Source organism: Polynucleobacter parvulilacunae (assembly GCF_018881715.1).
Classification (GTDB): domain Bacteria; phylum Pseudomonadota; class Gammaproteobacteria; order Burkholderiales; family Burkholderiaceae; genus Polynucleobacter; species Polynucleobacter parvulilacunae.
Genome location: NZ_JACVPW010000001.1, coordinates 1,004,791 through 1,027,615, shown reverse-complemented (window position 1 = coordinate 1,027,615; position 22,825 = coordinate 1,004,791). Strand labels below are relative to the sequence as shown.

Annotated in this window: 22 protein-coding genes; 3 read left to right on the top strand and 19 right to left on the bottom strand. The window is 46.0% G+C overall.

All coding sequences use genetic code 11. The annotated features are described in order from the left end of the window. A partial coding sequence (locus ICN18_RS05405) for a helix-turn-helix transcriptional regulator (protein ID WP_216189413.1) occupies positions 1 to 383 on the top strand: 383 nt, incomplete at its 5' end. A 46-nt stretch (positions 384 to 429) separates the two neighbouring features. Here ICN18_RS05405 and ICN18_RS05400 read toward each other — a convergent pair. From ICN18_RS05400 to rpsB, 16 genes are all read right to left on the bottom strand, one after another. Beyond that, positions 430 to 1,254 carry a TrmH family RNA methyltransferase gene (locus tag ICN18_RS05400; RefSeq protein ID WP_216189412.1) on the bottom strand — a complete coding sequence of 275 codons (825 nt, stop codon included), beginning with the start codon at positions 1,252 to 1,254 and terminating at the stop codon, positions 430 to 432. A gap of 3 nt (positions 1,255 to 1,257) precedes the next feature. Further along, entirely contained in the window at positions 1,258 to 1,851 is a 594-nt protein-coding gene (gene rnhB / locus ICN18_RS05395; protein ID WP_216189411.1) for a ribonuclease HII, read from the bottom strand. Next, positions 1,848 to 3,104 carry a lipid-A-disaccharide synthase gene (lpxB, locus tag ICN18_RS05390; protein ID WP_216189410.1) on the bottom strand — a complete coding sequence of 419 codons (1,257 nt, stop codon included), beginning with the start codon at positions 3,102 to 3,104 and terminating at the stop codon, positions 1,848 to 1,850. The genes rnhB and lpxB overlap by 4 nt, the downstream gene beginning before the upstream one ends. Continuing rightward, positions 3,064 to 3,861, bottom strand: coding sequence for an acyl-ACP--UDP-N-acetylglucosamine O-acyltransferase (gene lpxA / locus ICN18_RS05385; RefSeq protein ID WP_216189409.1), 798 nt, complete (start codon positions 3,859 to 3,861; stop codon positions 3,064 to 3,066). The genes lpxB and lpxA overlap by 41 nt, the downstream gene beginning before the upstream one ends. Next, positions 3,861 to 4,310, bottom strand: a complete 450-nt coding sequence (fabZ, locus tag ICN18_RS05380; RefSeq protein ID WP_216189408.1) for a 3-hydroxyacyl-ACP dehydratase FabZ — start codon at positions 4,308 to 4,310, stop codon at positions 3,861 to 3,863. Before fabZ ends, lpxA begins: the two co-directional genes overlap by 1 nt. Positions 4,311 to 4,355: 45 nt before the next feature. Then, complete coding sequence (gene lpxD, locus ICN18_RS05375; protein ID WP_216189407.1) at positions 4,356 to 5,423, bottom strand: UDP-3-O-(3-hydroxymyristoyl)glucosamine N-acyltransferase; 1,068 nt, start codon at positions 5,421 to 5,423, stop codon at positions 4,356 to 4,358. Between the two features lie 5 nt (positions 5,424 to 5,428). After that, the gene (locus ICN18_RS05370) at positions 5,429 to 5,956 is read right to left on the bottom strand and encodes an OmpH/Skp family outer membrane protein (RefSeq protein ID WP_216189406.1); all 528 of its coding nucleotides are present in this window, start codon (positions 5,954 to 5,956) and stop codon (positions 5,429 to 5,431) included. An 18-nt stretch (positions 5,957 to 5,974) separates the two neighbouring features. Next, entirely contained in the window at positions 5,975 to 8,323 is a 2,349-nt protein-coding gene (gene bamA, locus ICN18_RS05365; protein WP_439650808.1) for an outer membrane protein assembly factor BamA, read from the bottom strand. Further along, entirely contained in the window at positions 8,320 to 9,453 is a 1,134-nt protein-coding gene (locus tag ICN18_RS05360; protein WP_216189405.1) for a M50 family metallopeptidase, read from the bottom strand. The genes bamA and ICN18_RS05360 overlap by 4 nt, the downstream gene beginning before the upstream one ends. After that, positions 9,441 to 10,637 (bottom strand): 1-deoxy-D-xylulose-5-phosphate reductoisomerase, encoded by a 1,197-nt coding sequence (gene ispC / locus ICN18_RS05355; RefSeq protein WP_216189404.1) that lies wholly within the window; start codon positions 10,635 to 10,637, stop codon positions 9,441 to 9,443. The genes ICN18_RS05360 and ispC overlap by 13 nt, the downstream gene beginning before the upstream one ends. Then, positions 10,637 to 11,464 (bottom strand): phosphatidate cytidylyltransferase, encoded by an 828-nt coding sequence (locus ICN18_RS05350; protein WP_216189403.1) that lies wholly within the window; start codon positions 11,462 to 11,464, stop codon positions 10,637 to 10,639. Before ICN18_RS05350 ends, ispC begins: the two co-directional genes overlap by 1 nt. Before the next feature lie 28 nt (positions 11,465 to 11,492). Further along, complete coding sequence (uppS, locus tag ICN18_RS05345; RefSeq protein WP_216189402.1) at positions 11,493 to 12,266, bottom strand: undecaprenyl pyrophosphate synthase; 774 nt, start codon at positions 12,264 to 12,266, stop codon at positions 11,493 to 11,495. A 23-nt stretch (positions 12,267 to 12,289) separates the two neighbouring features. Beyond that, positions 12,290 to 12,850 (bottom strand): ribosome recycling factor, encoded by a 561-nt coding sequence (gene frr / locus ICN18_RS05340; protein ID WP_216189401.1) that lies wholly within the window; start codon positions 12,848 to 12,850, stop codon positions 12,290 to 12,292. Positions 12,851 to 12,874: 24 nt separating this feature from the next. Further along, on the bottom strand, positions 12,875 to 13,585 hold the full coding sequence (gene pyrH / locus ICN18_RS05335) for a UMP kinase (protein ID WP_216189400.1): 711 nt from the start codon (positions 13,583 to 13,585) through the stop codon (positions 12,875 to 12,877). Between the two features lie 185 nt (positions 13,586 to 13,770). Next, on the bottom strand, positions 13,771 to 14,655 hold the full coding sequence (tsf, locus tag ICN18_RS05330) for a translation elongation factor Ts (RefSeq protein WP_216189399.1): 885 nt from the start codon (positions 14,653 to 14,655) through the stop codon (positions 13,771 to 13,773). Next, positions 14,655 to 15,404, bottom strand: coding sequence for a 30S ribosomal protein S2 (gene rpsB / locus ICN18_RS05325; RefSeq protein WP_216189398.1), 750 nt, complete (start codon positions 15,402 to 15,404; stop codon positions 14,655 to 14,657). The genes tsf and rpsB overlap by 1 nt, the downstream gene beginning before the upstream one ends. 205 nt (positions 15,405 to 15,609) lie before the next feature. Here rpsB and map point away from each other — a divergent pair, with 205 nt between their 5' ends. Beyond that, positions 15,610 to 16,509, top strand: coding sequence for a type I methionyl aminopeptidase (gene map, locus ICN18_RS05320; protein ID WP_216189490.1), 900 nt, complete (start codon positions 15,610 to 15,612; stop codon positions 16,507 to 16,509). Between the two features lie 4 nt (positions 16,510 to 16,513). Beyond that, positions 16,514 to 19,111 carry a [protein-PII] uridylyltransferase gene (locus ICN18_RS05315; RefSeq protein ID WP_216189397.1) on the top strand — a complete coding sequence of 866 codons (2,598 nt, stop codon included), beginning with the start codon at positions 16,514 to 16,516 and terminating at the stop codon, positions 19,109 to 19,111. Here the strand turns inward: ICN18_RS05315 and ICN18_RS05310 are convergent. Genes ICN18_RS05310 through ligA form a run of 3 tightly spaced genes read right to left on the bottom strand, consistent with a single transcriptional unit; the run spans position 19,108 to position 22,817 of the window. After that, positions 19,108 to 19,611 carry an NUDIX hydrolase gene (locus ICN18_RS05310; RefSeq protein ID WP_255532075.1) on the bottom strand — a complete coding sequence of 168 codons (504 nt, stop codon included), beginning with the start codon at positions 19,609 to 19,611 and terminating at the stop codon, positions 19,108 to 19,110. The genes ICN18_RS05315 and ICN18_RS05310 overlap by 4 nt on opposite strands. Then, a complete protein-coding gene (locus tag ICN18_RS05305) occupies positions 19,612 to 20,781 on the bottom strand; it encodes a hypothetical protein (RefSeq protein WP_216189396.1) in 1,170 nt (389 codons plus the stop codon). A 20-nt stretch (positions 20,782 to 20,801) separates the two neighbouring features. Beyond that, positions 20,802 to 22,817, bottom strand: coding sequence for an NAD-dependent DNA ligase LigA (ligA, locus tag ICN18_RS05300; RefSeq protein ID WP_216189395.1), 2,016 nt, complete (start codon positions 22,815 to 22,817; stop codon positions 20,802 to 20,804). Between the last annotated feature and the right edge of the window lie 8 nt (positions 22,818 to 22,825).

Genomic DNA, 22,825 nt, shown 5'->3' with positions numbered 1-22,825 from the left:
TAGAGTTTTTATCTGAACTAACAAAATACTTGTGCGAAAACCCTGATAAAAAAGACCTAACAAGTAGGCAAGCTAAAAAGCGTTTAAAAGATATTAAACAATACCTTATAGAACTAGAAGGCAAGCTGCCCACCCTGAATTCTCTAGCAGCTCAGTTTGATAGATCCCCTCGCTTGCTAAATGATGAGTTTCAACAAGAGTACGGGGAATCCATCTTTAATTTTGTAGTCAATCACAGACTCAACACAGCGCATAAAGTAATTGCACAATCCAATGTTGCCCTTAAGCATTTGGCCAAGAGGCTGGGCTATGCCCATGTCAACCACTTCAGCGCTGCATTTAAGAAGAAGTTTGGGTATGCACCTGGAAGCTTGAGAAAGTAGAAGTGACGCCTACTGGCCGAAAGCAGACAATCGAAAAGGCTGCTAGCTAACTGCGCCTCATCCGCAGGGTCTCAAATAGGCAAACCGCTGCTGCTGTAGAAACATTCAATGATTCCACTCGTGGATCGATTGGGATTGATACGCCTTTGGCTTGCGCTAGAAGGTCTTCAGATACGCCCTGTCCTTCACTGCCCAGAACCCAGGCGACTGGATGCAGTAACTCTTTTTTAAGGGAGTAGAGGTCTTTCTCGGCATCTGCTGTAGTGGCTAGTAGCTGAGCTGTGACTGCACTTAAAACCTGCTGGTTAGACCAGCCTTCGTATAAATCTAGGAGTTTGTGAGCACCCATACCTGCACGCAATACTTTGGTAGACCATGGATGCGCACATCCTGATAGGGCAATCACCTTTGTAAAGCCGGCTGCTGCTGCTGTACGTAATATAGACCCAACGTTACCTGCATCTTGTACGCGATCCAATATCACTACATCACCCTCTAGGGTTGCAATAGATTGTGGTGTAGCCAGAGTAGATTTTGGAAGTTCAAGAAGACCTGCAATATGAGGCGCATTTACCAAATCAGAAAGTAAGTCCCAAAGAGCGCTATCCAATTGGAATACTTTGGTCTCAGGACAAATCTCTAGATGCTCGTAAACAGCTTGGGAGATTTCAATATTCTTTAAACCGATTTCTGAAGTGAGCAATATCTTTAGGGCTGGATCGCCAACCCAAGTCTGCACCAGATGGATTCCTTCCAATAAAGCCTGGCCACTTGCTAGTCTAGCCTTCTGCCCTTTGGAGCCCGTGGCTTGCAATAGGCGAACCTCTTTAAATAAAGGGTTCTCTTTGGAGGTAATCAGATCGAAGTTCATAGCTTAGTGGTTTTGCAATTCTAGAACTTTTCTCACCGGAGAAAAGCTTCTCCTATGTTGATCGCACGCGCCATATTGCTTCAGGGCTGCAAAGTGAGCCTCTGTTGGATAACCCATATGCTGAGCAAAGCCATATTCTGGGTGTTGCTCATGCAAAGACATCATTTGACGATCACGCGTAACTTTGGCTACTATCGATGCTGCTGAAATAGCAGGCTCTTTAGCATCACCTTTAACAATGGCTTCAGCATCAATTGGCAACTCTGGACAACGATTGCCATCAATTAATGCTTTATCAGGCCAAGCGCCAAGACGAGTTGTGAGGTCCTCAATGGCTCGACGCATTGCCAACATGGTGGCCTGCAAAATATTAATCTCATCGATCTCAGCTGGGCTGGCTTCACCAACACCCCATGCTTTTGCTTTACTCATGATTTGCTCATAGAGATATTCACGACGAGCAGCAGTTAATTTCTTGGAATCCCTTAAACCCTCAATCGGATTATTGGGATCGAGTACGACGGCACCAGCAACCACGGCACCTACTAATGGACCACGCCCTGCTTCATCAACACCGCAGACCCAAATCAGACTCATGCGCTTACTTGCTTATTGCGATTATTGGCAATTGTTTGCGCTACAGCCTGCGCAACCAGTAAACCAGTAGGTCGGCGTAGTGTTTCATGCATCTGCGCAAAACGTTCTTTTAATTTGGCAACTTTACTGGGATGTTCCAACCATTCTTGCAATGCATTAGCTAGTTTCTCGGGAGTCGCGTCATCCTGCAGCAGTTCCGGAACGACAAATTCACCGCACAATATATTAGGAAGACCCACATAAGGTAGATAACCCTGTCTTTTCATAATCTGCGCGGTCAACCAAGGCACCTTATAAGAAATCACCATTGGCTTTTTCCATAACGCCGCCTGCAAAGTGGCTGTGCCGCTCGCAATCAATACAACATCAGATGCCTCAAGCACTTCATCGGCCATGCCATCGAGCAAATGAATTTGAATGTCTGGATTGGCACTCTTTGCTTTAAACAAAAGCTGCTCTAGAGGCTCACGCAATCTTGGTGTTGCCACCGGAATTAAGAAATTAAGCTTCTGCCCTTTAAGTCGGTCATTTAATAGCTGCATAGTCTCAAAAAAGACTGGTGCAATGAGCTCAATCTCTGATCCACGGCTACCTGGTAAGACAGCTATCACCAATCCATCAAGCGCTGCAGTAGAAATTTTGAGGTGCTGACTTAGCTTTTCTCTAGCTTGCCGGATATTAGGCTCAAGCGGGATCTCACTGGCTAGTGGATGCCCGACATAAGTAGAAGCAACACCAGCTTTGTCATAGATCTCTGTCTCGAAAGGGAAGATGCAGAGCATGCGCTCAACTGCTTGAGCAATTTTCTTAATACGCCCTGCTCTCCATGCCCAAATAGAAGGAGATACCAAATGCAATGTCGGAATACCTGCCTTACGTAACTGCAACTCCACCCCTAAATTAAAGTCGGGTGCATCAATGCCTAGGTAGACGTCAGGTCGATTTTCATGGAGAAGATTTTGAATTAACTCTTTGCGCAGTTTCAAAATAGCAGGCAACTGTTTAATTGCCTCAACATAACCACGCACGCTTAGGGTTTCCATCGGCCAATCGGACCGCATACCTTCGGCCTGCATGCGAGGACCACCAATACCATAGACCTCAAGGCCAGACATATCTGGTATTTGATTTAGCGCACTCAGTACTGGCGCAGCTAGAAGATCGCCAGAAGGTTCGCCAGCTACACAAGCTAACTTTGGCAAAGTGATCCTATTAGCGAATGATGCCGCGTGTAGAGGCGGCAATAAAGTCATGGAACTGCGCTAACTTTTCTGCAGTCTGTGCATCTGCAGAGTTTGCAACAACCATCTTCTGGATCTCTACCTTAGCCTCTTCAAAACTAAGGCCATCCTTATAAAGAACTTTATATGCCTGACGTAAAGCAGAAATCGTTTCACTGGAGAAACCACGACGCTTTAAACCTTCAACGTTAATGCCATGAGGAGATGCCTTATCTCCTGCAGCAATAACAAATGGAGGAATATCTTGTACTAAGGCAGATGCGCCGCCCAGCATCGCGTGCTGACCAATACGGACAAATTGGTGAACGCCAGACATACCGCCCATAATTACCCAATCTTCGACATGCACGTGACCTGCTATTTGCGCATTGCTTGAGAAGATGGTGTGATTACCAACCTGACAGTCATGGGCAATATGTACATACGCCATGATCCAATTGTCATTACCAATACGAGTAATACCTTCATCTTGCGATGTGCCCGTATGAATCGTAGTGAACTCACGAACGGTATTGCGATCACCAATAATGAGTTGAGTCGGCTCGCCACGGTATTTCATATCCTGTGGAGGACCCCCAATGGCGGCAAAGTGCGCAAAACTATTCTCTTTACCGATGGTTGTATAACCCTCGATCACTGTGTGTGAGCCAACCTTAGTGCCAGAACCAATCTTGACATTAGGGCCAATGACGGAATATGGGCCAACTTCAACATCGCTAGCTAACTCAGCCTTACTGTCTACTACAGCAGATGCATGAATCCGAGTCATTACACGCCTTTCGAACGTACTGCACAAGTAATATTGGCCTCTGCAGCAATCTCACCATCTACAGTTGCTTGCACTGAAAATTTATAAATACCTGCGCGTTCACGCTCTAATTTTGCAGTCATGATGAGTTGATCACCAGGTAACACAGGCTTTTTAAAGCGCGCGCCATCAATACCGGCAAAGTAATAGATTGCATCTTCCGCGCGTTCTTCAGAGAATGTGAGCAAAGCAGCAGTTTGCGCTAAAGCCTCAATAATTAACACGCCAGGCATTACTGGGTAATCTGGGAAATGACCCTGAAAGAATGGCTCATTCATAGTGACATTTTTTAATGCAGTGATGCTCTCACGTGGTGTAATTTCTAGCACGCGATCCACCAACAAAAATGGGTAGCGATGCGGTAGCAATTGAAGAATCTTATTGATATCGATTGCGATTGGTGTGCTCATAAATAACCTGCTTAAAAGTAAATATTCGTTTTAGATTACAGAATCTTATGACTCTGTGGTTTTATTTTTATCCAGTAAGCGCAAGCGCTGACGTATTTTATCTAGCCCACGCAAAATAGCGGCATTTTTCTCCCATGCACCATGAGGCATCGATGGATACACGCCTGTGAAATGCTGCCCAGGCTCAGTAATAGAGCGAATAATGGAAGTATTACCAGAAACCGTTGTTCTGTCTGCGATAGTGAGATGGCCTGCAAAGTTTGCGGCACCACCGATGATGCAGAAGTTACCAATCTTAGTGCTACCAGATATAGCGGCACATCCCGCCACGACACAGCAACTACCGATAACTACGTTATGCGCAATTTGCACCTGATTATCAATCTTGGTTCCAGCGCCGATCACCGTATCGCTCATTGCACCACGATCAATCGTAGTGGAGGCGCCAATCTCCACGTCATTACCAATCACCACACGTCCAGTCTGTGGAATCTTGACCCACTCCCCGCCAGTAGCAGAAAAATCTGGTGCAAAACCAAACCCATCAGCACCAATGACTGCCCCACTATGAATAATGCAACGCTCACCAATTTGGGAGTTGTAATAAATTGAAACAGATGGATAAATCAGTGTATCGCTTGCAATGACGCTATCTTTAGCAACGCTTGAGTTACCCAAAATTGCAACGCGCTCACCAAGCTTTACACCTACACCAATTTGCACAAAGGGGCCAATATGACATGAAGCAGGAACAATGGCAGTGGAATCAATTACTGCACTAGGATGAATTCCAGCTGGATAGATTGGGTTACTTGCTTTTGCAAAGTGCTGAGCCATTCTGGCAAAAGTGGCATATGGGTTTTTGGATACAAAGTACACCCGCTTTGCAGAATTTGCATTGGGGTTTGCTTGCAAAAACTCGAGATCGGACTTGCTAACAATCAGAGCACCAGAAGCGCTCTCGCTCGCCTGTTGTCGATACAGCGGATTGGAAAGAAAGGATATCTGACCTGGCTGCGCTCGCTCCAAAGGAGCGAGGCCAGTAAATTCGTGGGAAGCCTCTCCCACCAAGCTTGCTTGAAACTGTTCGGCCAGCTCAATGGCGGTCGGCATAAAGCTTACTTTTGGCTATTTAAAGCCTTGATAACATCATCGGTTACATCAGCCTTTGGGCTGGCATAAGCTGCTTCTTGAACGATGAGGTCAATTTTTCTCTGCTCAGCAATTTGCTTCAATACCAAGTTCGCCTTTTCAGCAATCTTTGCACGCTCTTCAAAAGTACGTTGATTTAGATCCTCAGTGAATTCGCGTTGCTTGCGTTGCAATTCACGGTCTTGATCAGCCAATTCACGTTGGCGACGAACACGCTCAGCTTCGTTCATTACAGCGCCATCACGGTCGAGCTTTTCAGCTGCAGACTTAATTTTTTGGGCGCTATCACGCAAATCATTTTGACGTTTTGTGAATTCGTTTTGCAAACGCGTTTGCATAGCTTTAGCAAGATTGGACTCATTGAACACCTTCTCAGAGTTCACAACTGCAACGCGCGTTCCAGAATCTTGTGCGTAAACTTGTGGCGCAACTAAAGCCGCTACCGCGGCAAATAGGCCAATTTGAATCCATTTAGTAGATTGATAAAGCTTCATAAAACTTTCCTTAAACAATTAAAACGCTGTACCCACTTGGAACTGCAATCTTTGTACATTATCCGTTGGTTGTGTCTTATACGGAATACCGTAGCTGAATTTCAAAGGCCCGAGGGGTGATATCCATGATAAACCCAATCCATAGGAGTATCTCAGAACTAAATTGATGTTTTGGCCGAAAGCATTACCGCCATCAACGAAGGTAAATAGACGCAGGGTCTTGTCAACGCCCGAGCCAGGAACCGGGAAGGTGTACTCCACATTAGAGACAATCTTGGACTGTCCACCGGTGGGTTGAAAGGCCCCAATAATAGAGTTGTAGTACTGAGGTCCTAAAGAGCCTGGTGAGTAACCGCGCACAGAACCAATACCACCTACATAGTAGTTTTTGGTGATTGGGAATGGGTTAGTGCCGTACGCTTGACCATAGCCCACTTCACCATTAAAGGACAAAATGTTGGCCTTAGAGAATGAGTGATATTTCTGGTACTGGCCGTATATGCGGTAAAAAGTAAGATCGCCAACCGGGGTTCCCACTTCGCCTGAGAGTTGCTCCAAGGAACCAGTCGAAGGAATTAATGAGCTGTCACGTCCATCGCGCGCCCAACCCACAGTTACAGGGACGTTATAAGTTGTGACCGTGCCTGGATAGCCTGGTGAAGCCACTCCGTAACTCATCGCATAATTTAAATACGGTATTGGAGTGTTTGGCGAGGTTTTAATTTGAAAGGCCTCCAAGCCAGTCCCAAAGAACACTCTATCCACTTCTGTGTAAGGCACGCCAAACTTAATGTTGGATCCTACTGACTTGATTTGATAGTCAGGATCACCAGCGTAATACAAAGGCTTACTTGAACGGTAGTACAAATCGGTATAACGGCTAATGCCATCTTCCGTAAAGTACGGATCGTAATTTGAAAGGGTCAAATTCTGAGTGATCTTACCGAGTGACGCATTCAAACCAATCGCAGTACCAGTACCAAACGCATTATCTTGATTGATACCAGCAGACAAAATTAATTTCTCGGTTGAGGAGAAGCCCGCACCAACAGTAATGGCTCCTGTTGGCTTTTCTGTAACCTTCACATTGACGTCAACCTGATCAGGGGATCCAGGGACATCTTCCGTGGTGATATCCGTTTCAGTAAAGTAACCTAAGCGGCCTAAACGCTTTTTAGATAAATCAATCTTATCGCTATCAAACCAAGAGCTTTCAAACTGACGCATCTCCCGACGAATCACCATATCGCGAGTTTTAGCGTTACCAGAAATTGCCACCTGGCGCACATAGATACGGCGACCAGGGTCAACAACTAAAGTAAGGTCAACCTCAGCAGCTTCGCGACGAATGTCTGGTTGCGGATTAATGGTCGCAAATGCGTAACCATAAGAACCCAAAATCTCAGCAATTGCTTTGGTGCTCTCTGTTAATTTAGCTGATGAGAAAGTATCCCCCGGCTTCAGGACAATCAACTGCATCAGCTCAGCTTCTTTACCTAAAGTTTCACCAGCCAAGCGAACATCCTTGACGGTAAATTTTTTACCTTCGCGAATACTAATCGTGAGATAGACGCCCTTCTTATCGGGAGTAATAGATACCTGAGTGGAGTCGATCACAAATTCGAGATAACCTCGATTTAAATAGTATGAGCGAATGGACTCTAGGTCGGCAGTTAACTTTTGCTTTGAGTACAAGTTATCTTTGCTGTACCAAGACAACCAACCGCCAGTTTTTAACTGCATCTCACTTTTTAAAGTGCCTTCGCTGAATACCTCATTACCAATGAAATTAATCTCTTGGATTTTGGCAACAGGGCCTTCATCGATATTGAAATAGACAGCTACCTGATTACGCTCAACCGGAGTAACTGTAGCAACCACCTCTGCGGCATACATACCTTTACCGACATATTGGCGCTTTAATTCTTGTTCTGCTTTATCGATTAACGCTTTATCGTAAAAACGTGCTTCAGCAACACCCACGGTTTTTAAAGACTTGCGAACGATCTCAGGATCGAACTCTTTCATCCCCGTAAATTCAATACGAGAAACCGTTGGGCGCTCTTCCACGATCACGATGAGAACGTTGCCCTGAGCCTGAATTTGGACGTCCCTAAAAAATCCAGTGCTGTAGAGAGTCTTGATTGCCTCGGCACTCTTTTCTTCAGTGAAGGTATCACCTACCTGAACCGGCAAATAACTAAATACTGTCCCAGGCTCTACGCGCTGCAATCCCTCAACACGAATATCCTTAACCACAAAAGAATCGGCTGCGGACGCATTCAAACTCAATCCAAGCGCAAAAAATATCAGGCCTTGAGCAATCAAACGGGCAAAAATACGGAAAGAATGTGTCAGAGAATTCAAGGCGAAATATAGCGTTGTAAATCGTTAAACAAGGCTAGTAATGACATAGAAATCAGCAAAATAAAGCCCACTTTTTGGAGCTGCTCTTGCATTGATGTCGAAATCCGCTTACCAGCGACCAACTCCCATGCATCATACAGTAGCTGACCCCCATCCAGCATCGGAAAAGGCAGCAAATTTAGCAAACCAATGCTAATACTCATAAGTGCCAAAAAGGCTAAAAACGGCTGCCACCCTACCTGGGCTGATTTGCCTGCCATGTCGGCAATACTGAGTGGCCCACCCAGCTGTTTTAAGGAGGTATTTCCCGTAAATAATCCGGCCATTAGCCTTGCGGAAACCTTGGTAATTACCCATACCCGCTTAGATGCAAAGATGAGGGCATTTAAGGGCCCCAATTTCAGCTCCTGCCACTGTTCCAAAGGGATTTTTGTCGGAAGAATGCCGAGCGCCAGCATGGGATCCTTATCTGGACTGATTTTGGGTAAATCCTTGGCATAAAAGGCCTTTATTGAGCTAGCGCCAGCCGGGGTTTGCAACTCCAAGGCGAACCCGCTTTGCCCAGTAAGTGCATCCATCAAACTCCAGCGTAAGGCATTCCAACTTGGAACAGGGTCAAAATCACCAAAAGAGGGTAAGCCGTCTTCCTCGGAGCCCAAATCCCGCCACCCAATAACTCGATCTCCTTCTACCAAACCCAACTTGGCCGCAACCGATTGCTCCGGAGGATTCTGCAAAACAGCCGGCAATTGCGGGGCTCCGGATATATAAATGAAAGCAAAAAAGAGGGTTGCCAGCAAAAAATTGGCAAAGGGACCTGCGGCAACAATGAGGGACCGCTGCCAAAGCGGCTTTCGATCAAAAGCTTGCGACTCTTCAGCCAACGGAATTACTTGTTGTGGATCTCGCCCATCGAGCAACTTCACATAGCCGCCCAATGGAATAGAGGCCAATACCCACTCTGTTTTATTTTTTGCGTGATAAGTAAACAACGGTTTACCAAACCCAACTGCGAAACGCAGGACCCGAACTCCGCAACAACGAGCGGCAAAAAAATGCCCAAACTCGTGAAAGCTGACCAGCACTCCCAGCGTTAATAGAAAAGCAGCAAGTGTAATTAATGCCTGCAAAGAATATCCTTAGTTACTTCTTCTGCAACACGACGAGCGCGCATATCCACATCCAAAATCAATTCCAATGAGTCCGCGTTAACCGAAGAGATCGTATTCAATGCTTTCTCCACCACAACTGGTATTTGCAAATAGGGCAGACCTTCATCTAAGAATGCTGCTACCGCAATTTCATTAGCGGCATTAAGAACAGTTGGGGCCGTGCCTCCGGCCGCTGCAGCTGCAAATGCCAAAGATAAGCATGGAAAGCGTTCCAACTCTGGCTCAGCAAAACTCAGTGCCGCTAACTGCGTCAAACTCAATGGGGCTACACCCGCTTCAATACGCTCTGGCCACGCAAGACCATAGGCAATCGGAGTGCGCATGTCTGGTTGACCTAGTTGAGCAAGTACCGAACCATCGCGGTAACGAACCATCGAATGCACCACACTCTGTGGATGAATCAATACTTTAATTTTTTCCAAAGGCAAACCAAACAACCAAAAAGCTTCTATCACCTCAAGCCCCTTGTTCATCATCGTCGCAGAATCTACAGAAATCTTTCGACCCATTACCCAATTAGGATGTGCACAAGCTTGCTCGGGAGTAATGCCTGCTAACTGCTCAAGTGGAGTATTTCTGAAAGGGCCGCCAGAGGCTGTCAGCCATAACTCTTCAACACCTAAACTTGGATTTGGATCTTTGGAAAATTGATTTGGCAGACATTGAAAGATCGCATTGTGCTCACTATCAATTGGCAATAACTCGCCACCACCCTGTTTCATTGCCTGCATGAATAAATCGCCAGACATCACCAATGCCTCTTTATTGGCGAGTAATACTCTTTTGCCTGCTTTAGCTGCTGCCAATGCCGGCACCAATCCTGCGGCGCCAACGATGGCAGCCATAACAGTATCGCAATTGGACTCAGTAACGGCGGTCACCAAAGCCTTTGGTCCATACAGTACTTGAGTATTGATTTTTTTCTCAAGCAAGCGTTTTTGTAAGCGAGCCGCTCCATCAGCGTCTGCTACTACTGCAATAGCCGGCCTGAATTCGACGCATTGCTCAGCTAATAAATCAACCTGCTTTGCAGCAGTGAGTGCAACTACCTGAAAACGATCCGGGTGCGCACGAATAACGTCGAGCGTATTAACACCGATAGAACCGGTTGAACCTAAGATTGCAACCTGCTTTACTGACATCACACCAATCCCGCTAGAAGCGCTGCAATGGGCATCGTTGGAATCAAAGCGTCTACACGATCTAAAACGCCACCATGACCAGGCAATAGGTGACTAGAGTCCTTTACGCCCGCCAAACGTTTAAGCTGAGACTCAAATAAGTCTCCAAAAATACTGAAGGCAGTCAACACCGTAACCATTAAGAACATTGGAATCCAACCAAAGCGAACTGCCCATGCGCCGAACAGAGTTGACTCGAAAGATAGGAAGTAAACGCACAAGAATGCGTACCCATAGCAAAGCACCAAGCCACCAATGGCGCCTTCAATCGATTTGCCTGGGCTAATTTGAATAGCGAGCTTGTGCTTTCCAAATGCTTTACCAACAAAGTAAGCCCCAATATCTGCGACCCACACTAAAGCTATGGTGCTAAGTAAAAAGATAAGACCTAATTCGCGCAAGAACACTAAAGCAAACCAAGTGGCAGGCAAAATAATTAAACCAAGCACAACATAAAATGGACGCAGCTTTTCAAGCGAGAGATTCATACCTTTGGAAAGAATAAAAGGTGCAACAAAGAACCAAAAGATGACTGCCAGTAGCAATAAGGCAAATTGCCAGGAAGCGTTTTGCATACCCAGCAAAAACAAAATAATGATCAAACAAAACAAGGCGTATATCCAAGCAGCACGCCCCGCCTCTGGAGCAAGCAAACGACTCCATTCCCATGCAGCGGCCAATAAGGCAACCAAGAAGAAGGCGCCAATATAAATTTGGGGAAGCAGAAAAAGTATAGGCAATAACACCGCCAGTAGAACAAGGGCGGTAATGACTCGGGTTTTTAACATGGGAGAATGAGTTTAGTAATTAGCTGCGTCAAACTGCATCGCTCATTGCTTGGGATGCAAGCTGAGCACTGGTACGACCAAAACGGCGCTCGCGCTGACTAAACCAGTCAAACGCCTTGTGTAATTCTTTTTCATCAAAGTCAGGCCACAAGATATCTGTGAAATACAACTCCGTGTAAGCCAATTGCCATAACAAGAAATTACTTACGCGTTGCTCACCACCGGTACGAATAAATAAATCAGGCTCAGGGGCATAAGCCATCGAAAGATGGGGCTGGAGCAACTCTTCAGTAACCTGCTCTGGCTGCAAATTAGGATTGGCGGTAAGACATTGACGCATTGCTTGCAAAATATCCCAGCGACCACCATAGTTGGCCGCAATCGTAAAGGTGAGGCCTTTACAACCAGCAGTCTTTTCCTCAGAAAACTCAACCATCTCCTGGATGGCTTTATCAAAACGACTTAAGTCGCCGATTAAACGCAAAGCAATATCGTTTTCAGCAAGGCGAGATACTTCGCCCTTGAGTGACTTCAGAAATAGTTTCATCAAGAAACCCACCTCTTCTGGTGGGCGGCGCCAGTTCTCAGAACTAAAGGCAAATACTGTTAAATACTCAACGCCAAGCTTGCGACATTCCGCAACAATTTTGCGCACAGCACTTAAACCTTCAGAGTGCCCAGCGACACGAGGCATCATGCGCTTGCTAGCCCAACGCCCATTGCCATCCATAATGATCGCTACATGTCGAGGAACAGCGCTGACCTCTGGAATAGCTAGGGTTGAACTGGCGTGTTGAGTCATGAAAAACTAAAGTCAGGACGGGGTTAAACCGTCATGATCTCTTTTTCTTTTTCAGAAACGATCTTATCGACATCGATCACCGCTTTATCGGTCATCTTCTGAATTTCATCAGTAGCACGACGCTCTTCATCCTCGGAAATTTCTTTATCCTTAGTAAGGCGCTTTAAATGTTCATTCGCATCACGGCGCAAATTACGAACAGCAATCTTGGTTTCTTCACCCTCATTCTTCACAACCTTAGTGAGATCACGGCGGCGCTCTTCAGTCAATGCAGGCATTGGCACGCGGATTACCGTGCCTTGGGATGCTGGGTTTAAACCCAAGTCGGAATCGCGAATTGCTTTCTCAATCGCCGCAACCATGGTCTTTTCAAATGGCTGAACATTAATGGTGCGTGCATCTGCTAAACCTAAGCTAGCAACCTGACTTAATGGTGTTGGGTTACCGTAGTAATCCACATGAATGTGCTCCAAAATTCCCGGGTTAGCACGGCCAGAACGAATCTTGGCTAAATTGGTCTTCAAAGCCTCAAGAGACTTTTCCATCTTTTGATTGGTATTGGTTTTAATTTCTGCTGCAGACATCAGGCCCCCTATTAAACATGTACCTTAAACGTGAACCAAAGTACCTTCAGGTTCACCTTGCACTACACGCATTAATGCGCCTGGCTTGAGAATTGAAAATACTTTGATTGGTAATTTGCGATCACGACACAATGCAAAAGCAGTTGCATCCATGACCTGTAGATTCTTGATTAATGCTTCGTCAAACGTAATCGTTTTATATAAAGTTGCGCTTGGATCTTTTACCGGATCCGCGCTGTAGATACCATCCACCTTAGTTGCTTTGAGCATAATCTCAACACCCATCTCCGCCCCACGCAATGCGGCTGCGGTGTCGGTGGTAAAGAATGGATTTCCAGTTCCAGCAGCAAAGATGACTACTTTGCCCTCACCCATCGCACGAATAGCGCGTGGACGAATGTAAGGCTCAACCACTTGATCCATACGAAGAGCGGATTGCACACGCGCTTCAACGCCTTTTTGGCGGAGTGCATCTTGCAATGCCAGAGAATTCATCATAGTTGCCAACATACCCATGTAATCGGCTGTTGCACGATCCATGCCAGCAGCACCTCCTGCAACGCCGCGGAAAATATTTCCGCCGCCGATAACAATAGCTAACTGCACGCCACTGTTTACTACATCAGCTATCTCTTTCACCATGGAATCAATGGTTATTGGATTAATGCCAAAAGCATCATCACCCATAAGGGCTTCACCAGATAGTTTTAGGAGGACTCGTTTGTAGGCTGGCATCTTTTTTATTTTCCGTAATTTGCCAAGTAATTTACTTACTTAGCTTATTGATCTTTAAGCACTTTTTAATATCTCAGCCAAATTATAAAGGGCTTGGGAGGGATCAAAGAAAAGGGCACAGAAACTAAGGTTTCTATGCCCTTTTGGGTATAACTAAGCTCTGGGGCAAGCCCCAAACTGGCTAATTAAGCAGTTGCTTTAGAGGCGGCAGCTACCTGTGCAGCCACTTCAGCCGCAAAGTCGTCTTGACGCTTCTCAATGCCCTCGCCTACAACAAACATGGTGAAACCCTTGATTGTTGTATTTGCAGCCTTGAGCATTTGCTCAACAGTTTGCTTGTCGTTCTTAACGAATGTCTGGTTCAACAAAGAAACCTCTTTGAGGTACTTCTGAATAGAACCTTCAACCATCTTTTCAACGATTTCTGGTGGTTTGCCAGATTCAGCAGCTTTTTGAACAGCAACGCTACGCTCAATAGCAATTGCTTCAGCAGGAACATCAGCCATGGACAAAGCCACTGGCTTCATCGCAGCAATGTGCATTGCAACGTCTTTAGCAGCAGTGTCATCGCCTTCGAACTCAACCACTACACCAATACGAGTGCCATGGAGGTAAGAAACCAACTTGTTGCTACCAGCGAAACGCTTGAAGCGACGTGGCATGATGTTCTCGCCGATCTTACCGATCAATGCGCTACGAACTTCATCAACAGTTTGGCCATTCATTGGCAAGGCCAACAATGCAGCAACGTCAGCCGGGTTCTTTTCAGCAACCAACTTAACGCACGCATCTGTAAATGCCAAGAAGTCATCGTTCTTAGAAACGAAATCGGTTTCGCAGTTCACTTCCAACAATGCACCAGTAGCGCCATTGATAGAAGCTGCAACAATACCTTCAGCCGTTACACGTGAAGCCGCTTTACCAGCTTTGCTACCAAGCTTAACGCGCAGAATTTCTTCTGCGCGAGCCATATCACCATCAGCCTCAGTCAAAGCCTTTTTACACTCCATCATCGGAGCATCAGTTTTGGCGCGTAACTCGCCAACCATTGCAGCGGTAATAGCGGCCATTATTCAGCTTTCCCTTCTTCAACGAACTCTTCTTCGCCTTCTTTAACTGCTGTCAAGATTTCTTGAACAGAGTTAGCTTTACCTTCGAGGATTGCATCAGCAATACCGCGAGCGTAGAGAAGAACTGCTTTGCTGGAGTCATCGTTACCAGGGATGATGTAATCAACACCTTCTGGTGAGTGGTTGGTATCAACAACAGCAATGACTGGAATACCAAGCTTGTTAGCTTCTGTAATAGCAATCTTGTGATAGCCAACGTCCACTACGAAAATCGCATCAGGAACACCGTTCAAATCTTGAATACCGCCAAGTGCTTTTTGCAACTTGTCGAGATCACGGTCATTAGTCAAAGCTTCTTTCTTAGAAAGCTTTTCCCAGTCACCAGCTTCTTTAGCAACTGCCATGTCTTTCAAACGCTTGAGGGAACCTTTAACAGTTTTGAAGTTGGTGAGCGTACCGCCCAACCAACGGCTGTCGATGTAAGGCATACCAGCACGAGCAGCTTCTTCAGCAATGATCTCGCGTGATTGACGCTTAGTACCAACAAATAAAATCGTGCCACGATTAGCAGCAACTTGTTTTGCAAATTTCAGGGCGTCCTGAAACATTGGCAATGTTTTTTCTAAGTTGATGATGTGGATTTTGTTGCGATGGCCGAAAATGTAAGGGGCCATTCTTGGGGACCAGAAACGGGTTTGGTGACCAAAATGGCAACCGGCTTCCAGCATTTGACGCATAGTTACTGACATAACTTCTCCTAAGGGTTGTTTCTAAAGTTGAGTCCTAGCTGCGCTAAAAAACGCCACCCTGGAAGGCTCAACTCGCGATTTCAAGTCCAAAATAGACCTGAGACCAAAATTATAGCTTAAATATCAATGCTCTAGCCACCTTTACCCCCAGGCAAGAAGGGAGGCCTACCCTCAAAATACCCTCCAGAAGCCCCAAAAATGGGATATTTGCCTAAATTTTAGGCAATTCAAGCAAACTAAAACTGCCCAAGTCGTTGATAATCAAGGCATGAATAGTGTATTTAACGCAGAAAAAGACATCCTTGGGATGCGCGAGGCCGGCCGCTTAGCCAGCGAAGTGATAGATCATGTGGCTCCCCACGTTAAAGCCGGAGTCACTACGGGTGAACTGGATCGGATTTGCTATGAATATATGCGCGATGTCCAAAAGACCATTCCTGCGCCGTTGAACTATCAACCTCCTGGCTACCCTCCTTTTCCAGCATCAATTTGCACCTCAGTGAATGATGTGATTTGTCACGGCATTCCTGGCGAAAAAGTTCTCAAGACGGGTGATGTTGTCAATCTGGACATTACTGTCATCACTCCCGATGGTTACTACGGCGACACCAGTCGCATGTTTATGGTGGGTGAAGTTTCCGTCATGGCAAAACGTCTCACACAAATTACTTTTGAATGCATGTGGCTTGGTATTGCTCAAGTTAAACCAGGCGCATCATTAGGTGACATTGGTCACGTGATTCAGACGCATGCTGAAAAAGCAGGTTACTCAGTTGTACGCGAATATTGCGGACATGGCATTGGCAAAGTGTTTCACCAAGATCCACAAATTCTTCACTATGGAAAACCTGGTACTGGTGAAAAACTAGAAGCTGGTATGACGTTCACAATTGAGCCGATGATTAATGCTGGCAAGCGCGATATTCGCACTATGCCTGATCAATGGACTGTGAAGACAAAGGATCGCAGCCTCTCAGCCCAGTGGGAACACACCCTTTTAGTTACGAAAACTGGTGTTGAAGTGCTGACTTGGTCAGAGGGAAGTAATCCTCCTCCAGATTGCGTTAAGGGCCTTTCATTTAGACCTTCAGTAGCAAGCGCTTAAATCCATGAGCAATACGCAGGCAGCCAGCAAAATTATTGATACAGCTAGCCTACGTGCTGCCCGCGAGGTGGCTTACGCTGAGTTTCGCAATACACAAGCAGTTGGTAAGTTAACTAAGCAACTTTCCAAACTAAGCGACCAGCTCCTCGATCACCTATGGAATAGTTGTGGCCTAACTAACGAAGCTACCTTAGTAGCGGTCGGTGGTTTTGGTAGAGGCGCTTTATTTCCCTACTCCGATATTGATATTCTGATTCTGCTGCCAGCAGAGGAAGAAAAAGCCAGGGCCTTATCAAAACAAGTTGAGCAATTTGTTGCAAGCTGCTGGGATACTGGATTAGAAATTGGCTCTGCAGTCAGAACTGTGGCTGAGTGCATCTCCGAATCTGAACAAGACATTACCGTACGCACCTCGCTCTTAGAAGCGCGATTAATTTGTGGCAAGAAGGCATTATTCAAAGACTTTGCTAAAGCTTTTGAGGCGGCGATGGATCCAAAAGCCTTCTTCCAAGCAAAACAAGCCGAGCAGATTCAGCGTCACTACAAATACCAGAATACTCCCTATTCTTTGGAGCCTAATTGCAAAGAGAGCCCTGGCGGTTTACGTGATTTACAGGTGATTTCTTGGGTGAGTAAAGCCGCTTTGCTGGGCAATACCTTCAAGGACCTCAATGAAGCCGGGCTTATCACTCAACGGGAGCTCACTGAGCTAAACCGTAATCAGCGTTTTCTGGAAACTCTACGTACCAACTTACATTTGCTGGCAGGGCGCAGGCAAGATGTTCTGGCCTTTGACTTGCAAGCGGCATTGGCAGCGTCTATGGGCATTACAGAAGAATCCTCACGTCAAGCCAGCGAAGCAATCATGCGTCGCTACTATTGGGCAGCTAAAGCGGTTACACAGTTGAATGACGTTCTCTTGCAAAACATTGAGGCCCTCCTCTTTCCGCAAGAGTCCAAAACTATCCTTGCCATTCCTGGTGAAGGCAATGAGCATTTCATTGAGCGCCAAGGTGTATTGGACATTACCGACCCCCAGCTCTTTCAGAAACATCCGGAACAGATTCTGAGAACCTTCTTAGTATTTGCTCAAACATCGAATGTCAAAAGTCTATCGGCAACAATCTTCAGGGCACTCTATAACGCCAGAACTAAGATGGATGGTAAGTGGCGTTCTGACCCGGTTAATAGAGCGCTCTTTATTGAGATATTGAAGCAACCTGAGGGCGTAAGTCGTGCGTTTCATCTCATGAATCGCAGCAGCGTACTTGGTCGCTATCTGCCCGCCTTTAGAAGAATCGTGGGACAGATGCAGCATGACTTATTTCATGTCTATACCGTTGATCAACACATCTTGATGGTGTTGCGGAATGTGCGTCGCTTCATGGTGGTTGAACATACACATGAGTTTCCTTTCTGCAGCAGCCTCATTGCCCACTTCGAGAAACCTTGGTTACTCGTTATTGCGGCGCTCTTCCATGACATTGCCAAAGGACGTGGCGGTGATCATTCACAACTGGGCAGAGCAGACATGCGTAAGTTTGCTAAAGAACATGGACTGGACAAGAAAGATACCGAGTTATTAGTATGGCTGGTAGCTGAACATCTGAATATGAGCCAAACAGCCCAGAAACAAGACATCACAGACCCAGATGTAGTGAGAGCATTTGCAAAAAAAGTAGGTGACGAACGTCACCTCACTGCGCTTTATTTACTGACTGTGGCTGATGTGCGCGGCACCAGCCCTAAAGTTTGGAATGCCTGGAAAGGCAAACTCTTAGAAGATTTGTATCGCGCAACACTGAGAGTATTGGGTGGCGCAAAACCAGATGCCTCTTCGGAGTTGGCGCAGCATCAAGAAGAGTCTAGAGCTAAATTGCGCCTTTACGGCATTCATGATGATGCTTACGAAGACTTATGGAAACAATTGGATGTTGCTTTCTTCTTAAGACAAGACTCTTCCGACATTGCCTGGCTCACACGTCACCTATATAACAAGGTCAATAGTGAGCAACCGATTGTGAGAGCAAGACTCTCTCCGATTGGCGAAGGCCTTCAAGTAGCTGTCTATGTAAAAGACCAAGAAGATCTGTTTGCCAGAATCTGTGCCTACTTTGAAAGACATGGCTTCTCGATTTGGGATGCACGCATTCATACGACCCGTCATGGCTATGCTCTAGATACCTTCCAGATTTCTGGCAGTAACTTGGTAGACGAAGGTGGTAGCTATCGCGACATCATTCAATTGGTGGAGTTTGAACTCACAGCTGCACTAACCAATAGTGAGCCGCTGCCCAACCCAAGTATGGGTCGCCTCTCAAGACAATCCCGTACATTCCCAATTCAGCCACGAGTGCACATGGTTCCAGATGATCGTGGCCGCTATTACACACTGGCACTCTCTGCAAGTGACCGTACCGGCCTTCTCTATACGATCTCCAGAGTATTAGCGAAACATCAGGTATCGATTCATACAGCACGCATCAATACTCTTGGTGAGCGAGTGGAAGACGTACTACTTCTTGATGCTGCTAACTTGGGTAAGAATCCAAAGTTACAAATACAGCTTGAGACGGAATTACTTGAGGCTTTGGGGGCTTAAACTAACTTAGCTAAAACGCGTTGAATGCGGATGCTTTCAATATCGCTAAAAGTAACCCACTTGCATTCAATGTCTTCCATAGATTGCTCTTGTCGCAACACTCGTAATCGATAAAGTAGATCAATATGCAAATGAGCGCACTCACCCTTTTTGGGGTTTTCAGGGATCTCGTGAATATCAATATCAATTGGGTCTTGATTGTCAGTGTCCAGCTCACAGACATAACCGGTTTCTTCGTAAACCTCCCTAATTGCAGCGTCAATTGGAGAATCGCCTTCTTCAATATGTCCACCCGGTTGAAACCAACGCTTGATATACGGATGAAAAATCAGCAGGACTTGGTCCTCCTTAATCACCAAACCGCTTGCGGTAATGTGACCCTGACTTGTTCTACGAGAAAATGGATCTGAAGATTCCAGTATTTGGTTGCATTGCCATTGATGCTTAGTATTAAGCGCCTCAATAGCAATAGAATCGAAAATACCTAGAGACATTGACATCTATTGTGTTGGGACAATTGCTCTATAAAGATTAGCAGCGTCGTTCGCGTTATCTCCATAACCCACATAACCGGAGACGCCATCATATAAATAATTAAACCCTTGCAAGAAATTTCTTCCGGTATTAACAAATACAATGCCAGAAGTATCTTCAGAAATTATGACTGTTCCAGGCGTCATTGGATTTAATCCAGGATTTGATGGGCTGGTAACTACAAATTTGTAATAGGCAGGCTGCGGTTGCGATTGAATTGGAAATAAAACTTCCACTAAGACGCCTAGCGGCATATTCCCAGATGGATAACCGTTGGCAGCAACTGGTGATATCAACATCTCCCCAACACCAGTATCTACTAATGAAATACCTTGCTTGACGACCCCATTAACCCCAACAGCCGCAGGCGCACTTTGCCACAGTGGAATTAAAGAGCCTGCAGTAGCTGGATTTTGCTCTAACTTAACAAATGCAAAATTTTTAGTTAACTCACTAGACATCCCCAGATAAACACCCTGATTGGTTAGTAGCCATCCCTTTCTAACGGTGCTTAAAGGAACATTTTTTGCGTAAGTTAAGTTAGTAAAAGGGTTGTTGGCAGCCGCAGACACAACGCTTGCAGGCCAAGTAAATCCAGTTCCAGAATTAAATCCAATGCCCATAAAATGAATCCCTGTTGGAGAATGCTTTGGTGTGCAATCTCTTGCATGGTCAAGGCAGGTCTGCTCAGAAACTATAAGGACGTCAACCGAAGATTCGGCAACAACCTCGGTCGAGCTAGACATCAAGGAAACCTTGGTGCGCCAGACTTCACCGCTCCAGACAATGCCGCTGCTGCTGTATGTAACGCTACCAAGACCTTGAAGAGTATCCCCCGTGCCCCGAGTGAAATACTCTGGAGATACAACAGTACCAGTTGATCCAGTATCCATCCCAAAAGCCACAGCACTTGGATGATCGCCTATCTTGGCATATATGGTTGGAACTGCTGCGGTAGTAATTTGGCCGTCAGCATAAGGAAGGTATATGGTGTTTAGTCCATCATATAAACCGTTCCAGGGTGTAAGGGCCTGAGGATTTGAGCCACTACTCCCGTTACCACCACCTCCACCGCAGGATATCAAGGACGCTCCAAGAGCAATCGCACAGATCAATGTAAGTAAACGTTTTTTCATAAGAGGTAGATAGAGAATTTTTACTTCAACAACTCCAGCATTGAAGCCTCATCTATAACCGGTACACCTAACTCTTCAGCTTTCGTGAGCTTGCTGCCAGCATCGGTACCAGCAACAACATAGTCGGTTTTCTTAGAAACCGATCCCGCTACTTTAGCTCCCGCTTTTTCTAAGAGATCTTTTGCCTCATCTCTTGTCATCGTCGGGAATGTACCCGTCAGAACAAAAGTTTTACCTGCAACGGCAGCACTAATGACTTTTTCTTCTACGGCGAGCCGCATTCCAGAAGCCAAGAGTTGCTCGATCACTTCGCGGTTATGGGCTTCTTGCATAAAGCTAGTGATAGAGTCCGCAACAACAGGGCCTACATCTTTTACCGCAAGAAGATCTTCGAGATTTGCATCCATAAGAGCATGCATCGATTGGTAATGATTAGCCAAATCCTTGGCGGTAGTCTCACCCACGTGGCGAACACCTAAGGCAAAGATAAATCTCGCTAAGGTGGTGTTTCTGGATTGATTAATCGCCTGGATAAGATTATCAGCAGACTTCTCACCCATGCGCTCTAAGTTTGCGAGAGCCGTAAATCCCAGACGATAGAGGTCTGCAGGGGTTCTAACGAGGTTGCGATCTACGAGTTGATCCACAATTTTCTCGCCTAGACCTTCAATATCGAGTGCCCTTCTATGAGCAAAATGAATTAATGCCTGCTTACGCTGTGCGCCGCAGAAAAGTCCTCCGCTACAACGTGCCACTGCTTCATCTGCCAAGCGCTCGATATGTGAATCGCATACAGGGCAGCGGGTTGGCATTTGAAACTCTTGAGCATTAGCGGGGCGACGATCCTTGATGACTGAAACTACTTCTGGAATCACATCACCTGCTCTACGTACTGAAACGGTATCACCAATACGTACGTCTTTACGTTTAACTTCATCTTCATTATGCAAAGTAGCGTTAGTAACTGTGACGCCACCAACCTCTACCGGAGCTAGCCGCGCTACTGGTGTAATCGCACCTGTGCGCCCTACTTGCACATCAATGCCTAATACGGTTGTAAGCGCTTCCTGTGCTGGATACTTGTGTGCCAGAGCAAATCTAGGTGCTCTTGAAACAAAACCCAACTTAGCTTGTTCAGCAAATGAGTTCACTTTATAAACAACGCCATCAATGTCATACGGCAGTGAATCCCGCTTAGCGCCAATCTCGTTATAGAAGGCCAAGATCTCTTCTACCGAATGCAAAACCTTACGCTCAGAGCAAACTGGCAAGCCTAAGTCTGCATATGCGTTGAGCAATTCTTCATGGGTTTTTGGCAACCAAGACTGCGGCTCTAGGGCGCCCAAGCCATAAGCAAAGAAAGACAGTGGTCTTTTTGCGGTGATCTTCGAATCCAATTGACGAAGACTGCCAGCTGCAGCATTGCGGGGATTGGCGAATTCTTTTTCACCCAGCTCTGCAGCCTGTCGATTCATCTTCTCGAAGTCTTTGAGGTACATAAAGACTTCACCACGAACTTCTAAGACCTGAGGAATATTCTTTCCAGTGAGCTTGAGCGGAATAGCGCGAATCGTTTTGATATTGGCGGTGACATCTTCACCACTTGCGCCATCACCACGAGTAGCTGCTGTAACTAGTGAGCCATTTTCATAGCGAAGGGAGATTGCTAGGCCATCAAACTTGAGCTCACCAGCATAAGTCACATGATCTGTATGGAGCGCTTCACGGCAACGACGATCAAAAGCAATGAGTTCAGCATCTTCAAAGGCATTATTTAAAGAGAGCATGGGCACTGCATGGGTAACGGAATCAAACTCTTTTAGCGCTGTCCCACCTACGCGTTGGGATAAAGATTCTGGAGTGATCCACTCGGGATGAGCAGCCTCAATATCGAGCAATTCTCGATAGAGGCGATCATATTCAATATCGGGTAGCAGCGGATTATCAAGAACGTAATAAGCATGCTCTAAGCGAGCAAGCTCTGCCTGCAAGAATGCGTAACGCTCCGCTAAATTTATCGGACCAGTAGACGACAAAGTGATTT

Coding starts and splice junctions, on each gene's coding strand:
- ICN18_RS05400 (WP_216189412.1), bottom strand. CDS start 1,254: ATGAACTTCGATCTGATTACCTCCAAAGAGAACCCTTTATTTAAAGAG.
- rnhB (WP_216189411.1), bottom strand. CDS start 1,851: ATGAGTCTGATTTGGGTCTGCGGTGTTGATGAAGCAGGGCGTGGTCCA.
- lpxB (WP_216189410.1), bottom strand. CDS start 3,104: ATGACTTTATTGCCGCCTCTACACGCGGCATCATTCGCTAATAGGATC.
- lpxA (WP_216189409.1), bottom strand. CDS start 3,861: ATGACTCGGATTCATGCATCTGCTGTAGTAGACAGTAAGGCTGAGTTA.
- fabZ (WP_216189408.1), bottom strand. CDS start 4,310: ATGAGCACACCAATCGCAATCGATATCAATAAGATTCTTCAATTGCTA.
- lpxD (WP_216189407.1), bottom strand. CDS start 5,423: ATGCCGACCGCCATTGAGCTGGCCGAACAGTTTCAAGCAAGCTTGGTG.
- ICN18_RS05370 (WP_216189406.1), bottom strand. CDS start 5,956: ATGAAGCTTTATCAATCTACTAAATGGATTCAAATTGGCCTATTTGCC.
- ispC (WP_216189404.1), bottom strand. CDS start 10,637: ATGTCAGTAAAGCAGGTTGCAATCTTAGGTTCAACCGGTTCTATCGGT.
- ICN18_RS05350 (WP_216189403.1), bottom strand. CDS start 11,464: ATGTTAAAAACCCGAGTCATTACCGCCCTTGTTCTACTGGCGGTGTTA.
- uppS (WP_216189402.1), bottom strand. CDS start 12,266: ATGACTCAACACGCCAGTTCAACCCTAGCTATTCCAGAGGTCAGCGCT.
- frr (WP_216189401.1), bottom strand. CDS start 12,850: ATGTCTGCAGCAGAAATTAAAACCAATACCAATCAAAAGATGGAAAAG.
- pyrH (WP_216189400.1), bottom strand. CDS start 13,585: ATGCCAGCCTACAAACGAGTCCTCCTAAAACTATCTGGTGAAGCCCTT.
- tsf (WP_216189399.1), bottom strand. CDS start 14,655: ATGGCCGCTATTACCGCTGCAATGGTTGGCGAGTTACGCGCCAAAACT.
- rpsB (WP_216189398.1), bottom strand. CDS start 15,404: ATGTCAGTAACTATGCGTCAAATGCTGGAAGCCGGTTGCCATTTTGGT.
- ICN18_RS05315 (WP_216189397.1), top strand. CDS start 16,514: ATGAGCAATACGCAGGCAGCCAGCAAAATTATTGATACAGCTAGCCTA.
- ICN18_RS05310 (WP_255532075.1), bottom strand. CDS start 19,611: ATGTCAATGTCTCTAGGTATTTTCGATTCTATTGCTATTGAGGCGCTT.
- ICN18_RS05305 (WP_216189396.1), bottom strand. CDS start 20,781: ATGAAAAAACGTTTACTTACATTGATCTGTGCGATTGCTCTTGGAGCG.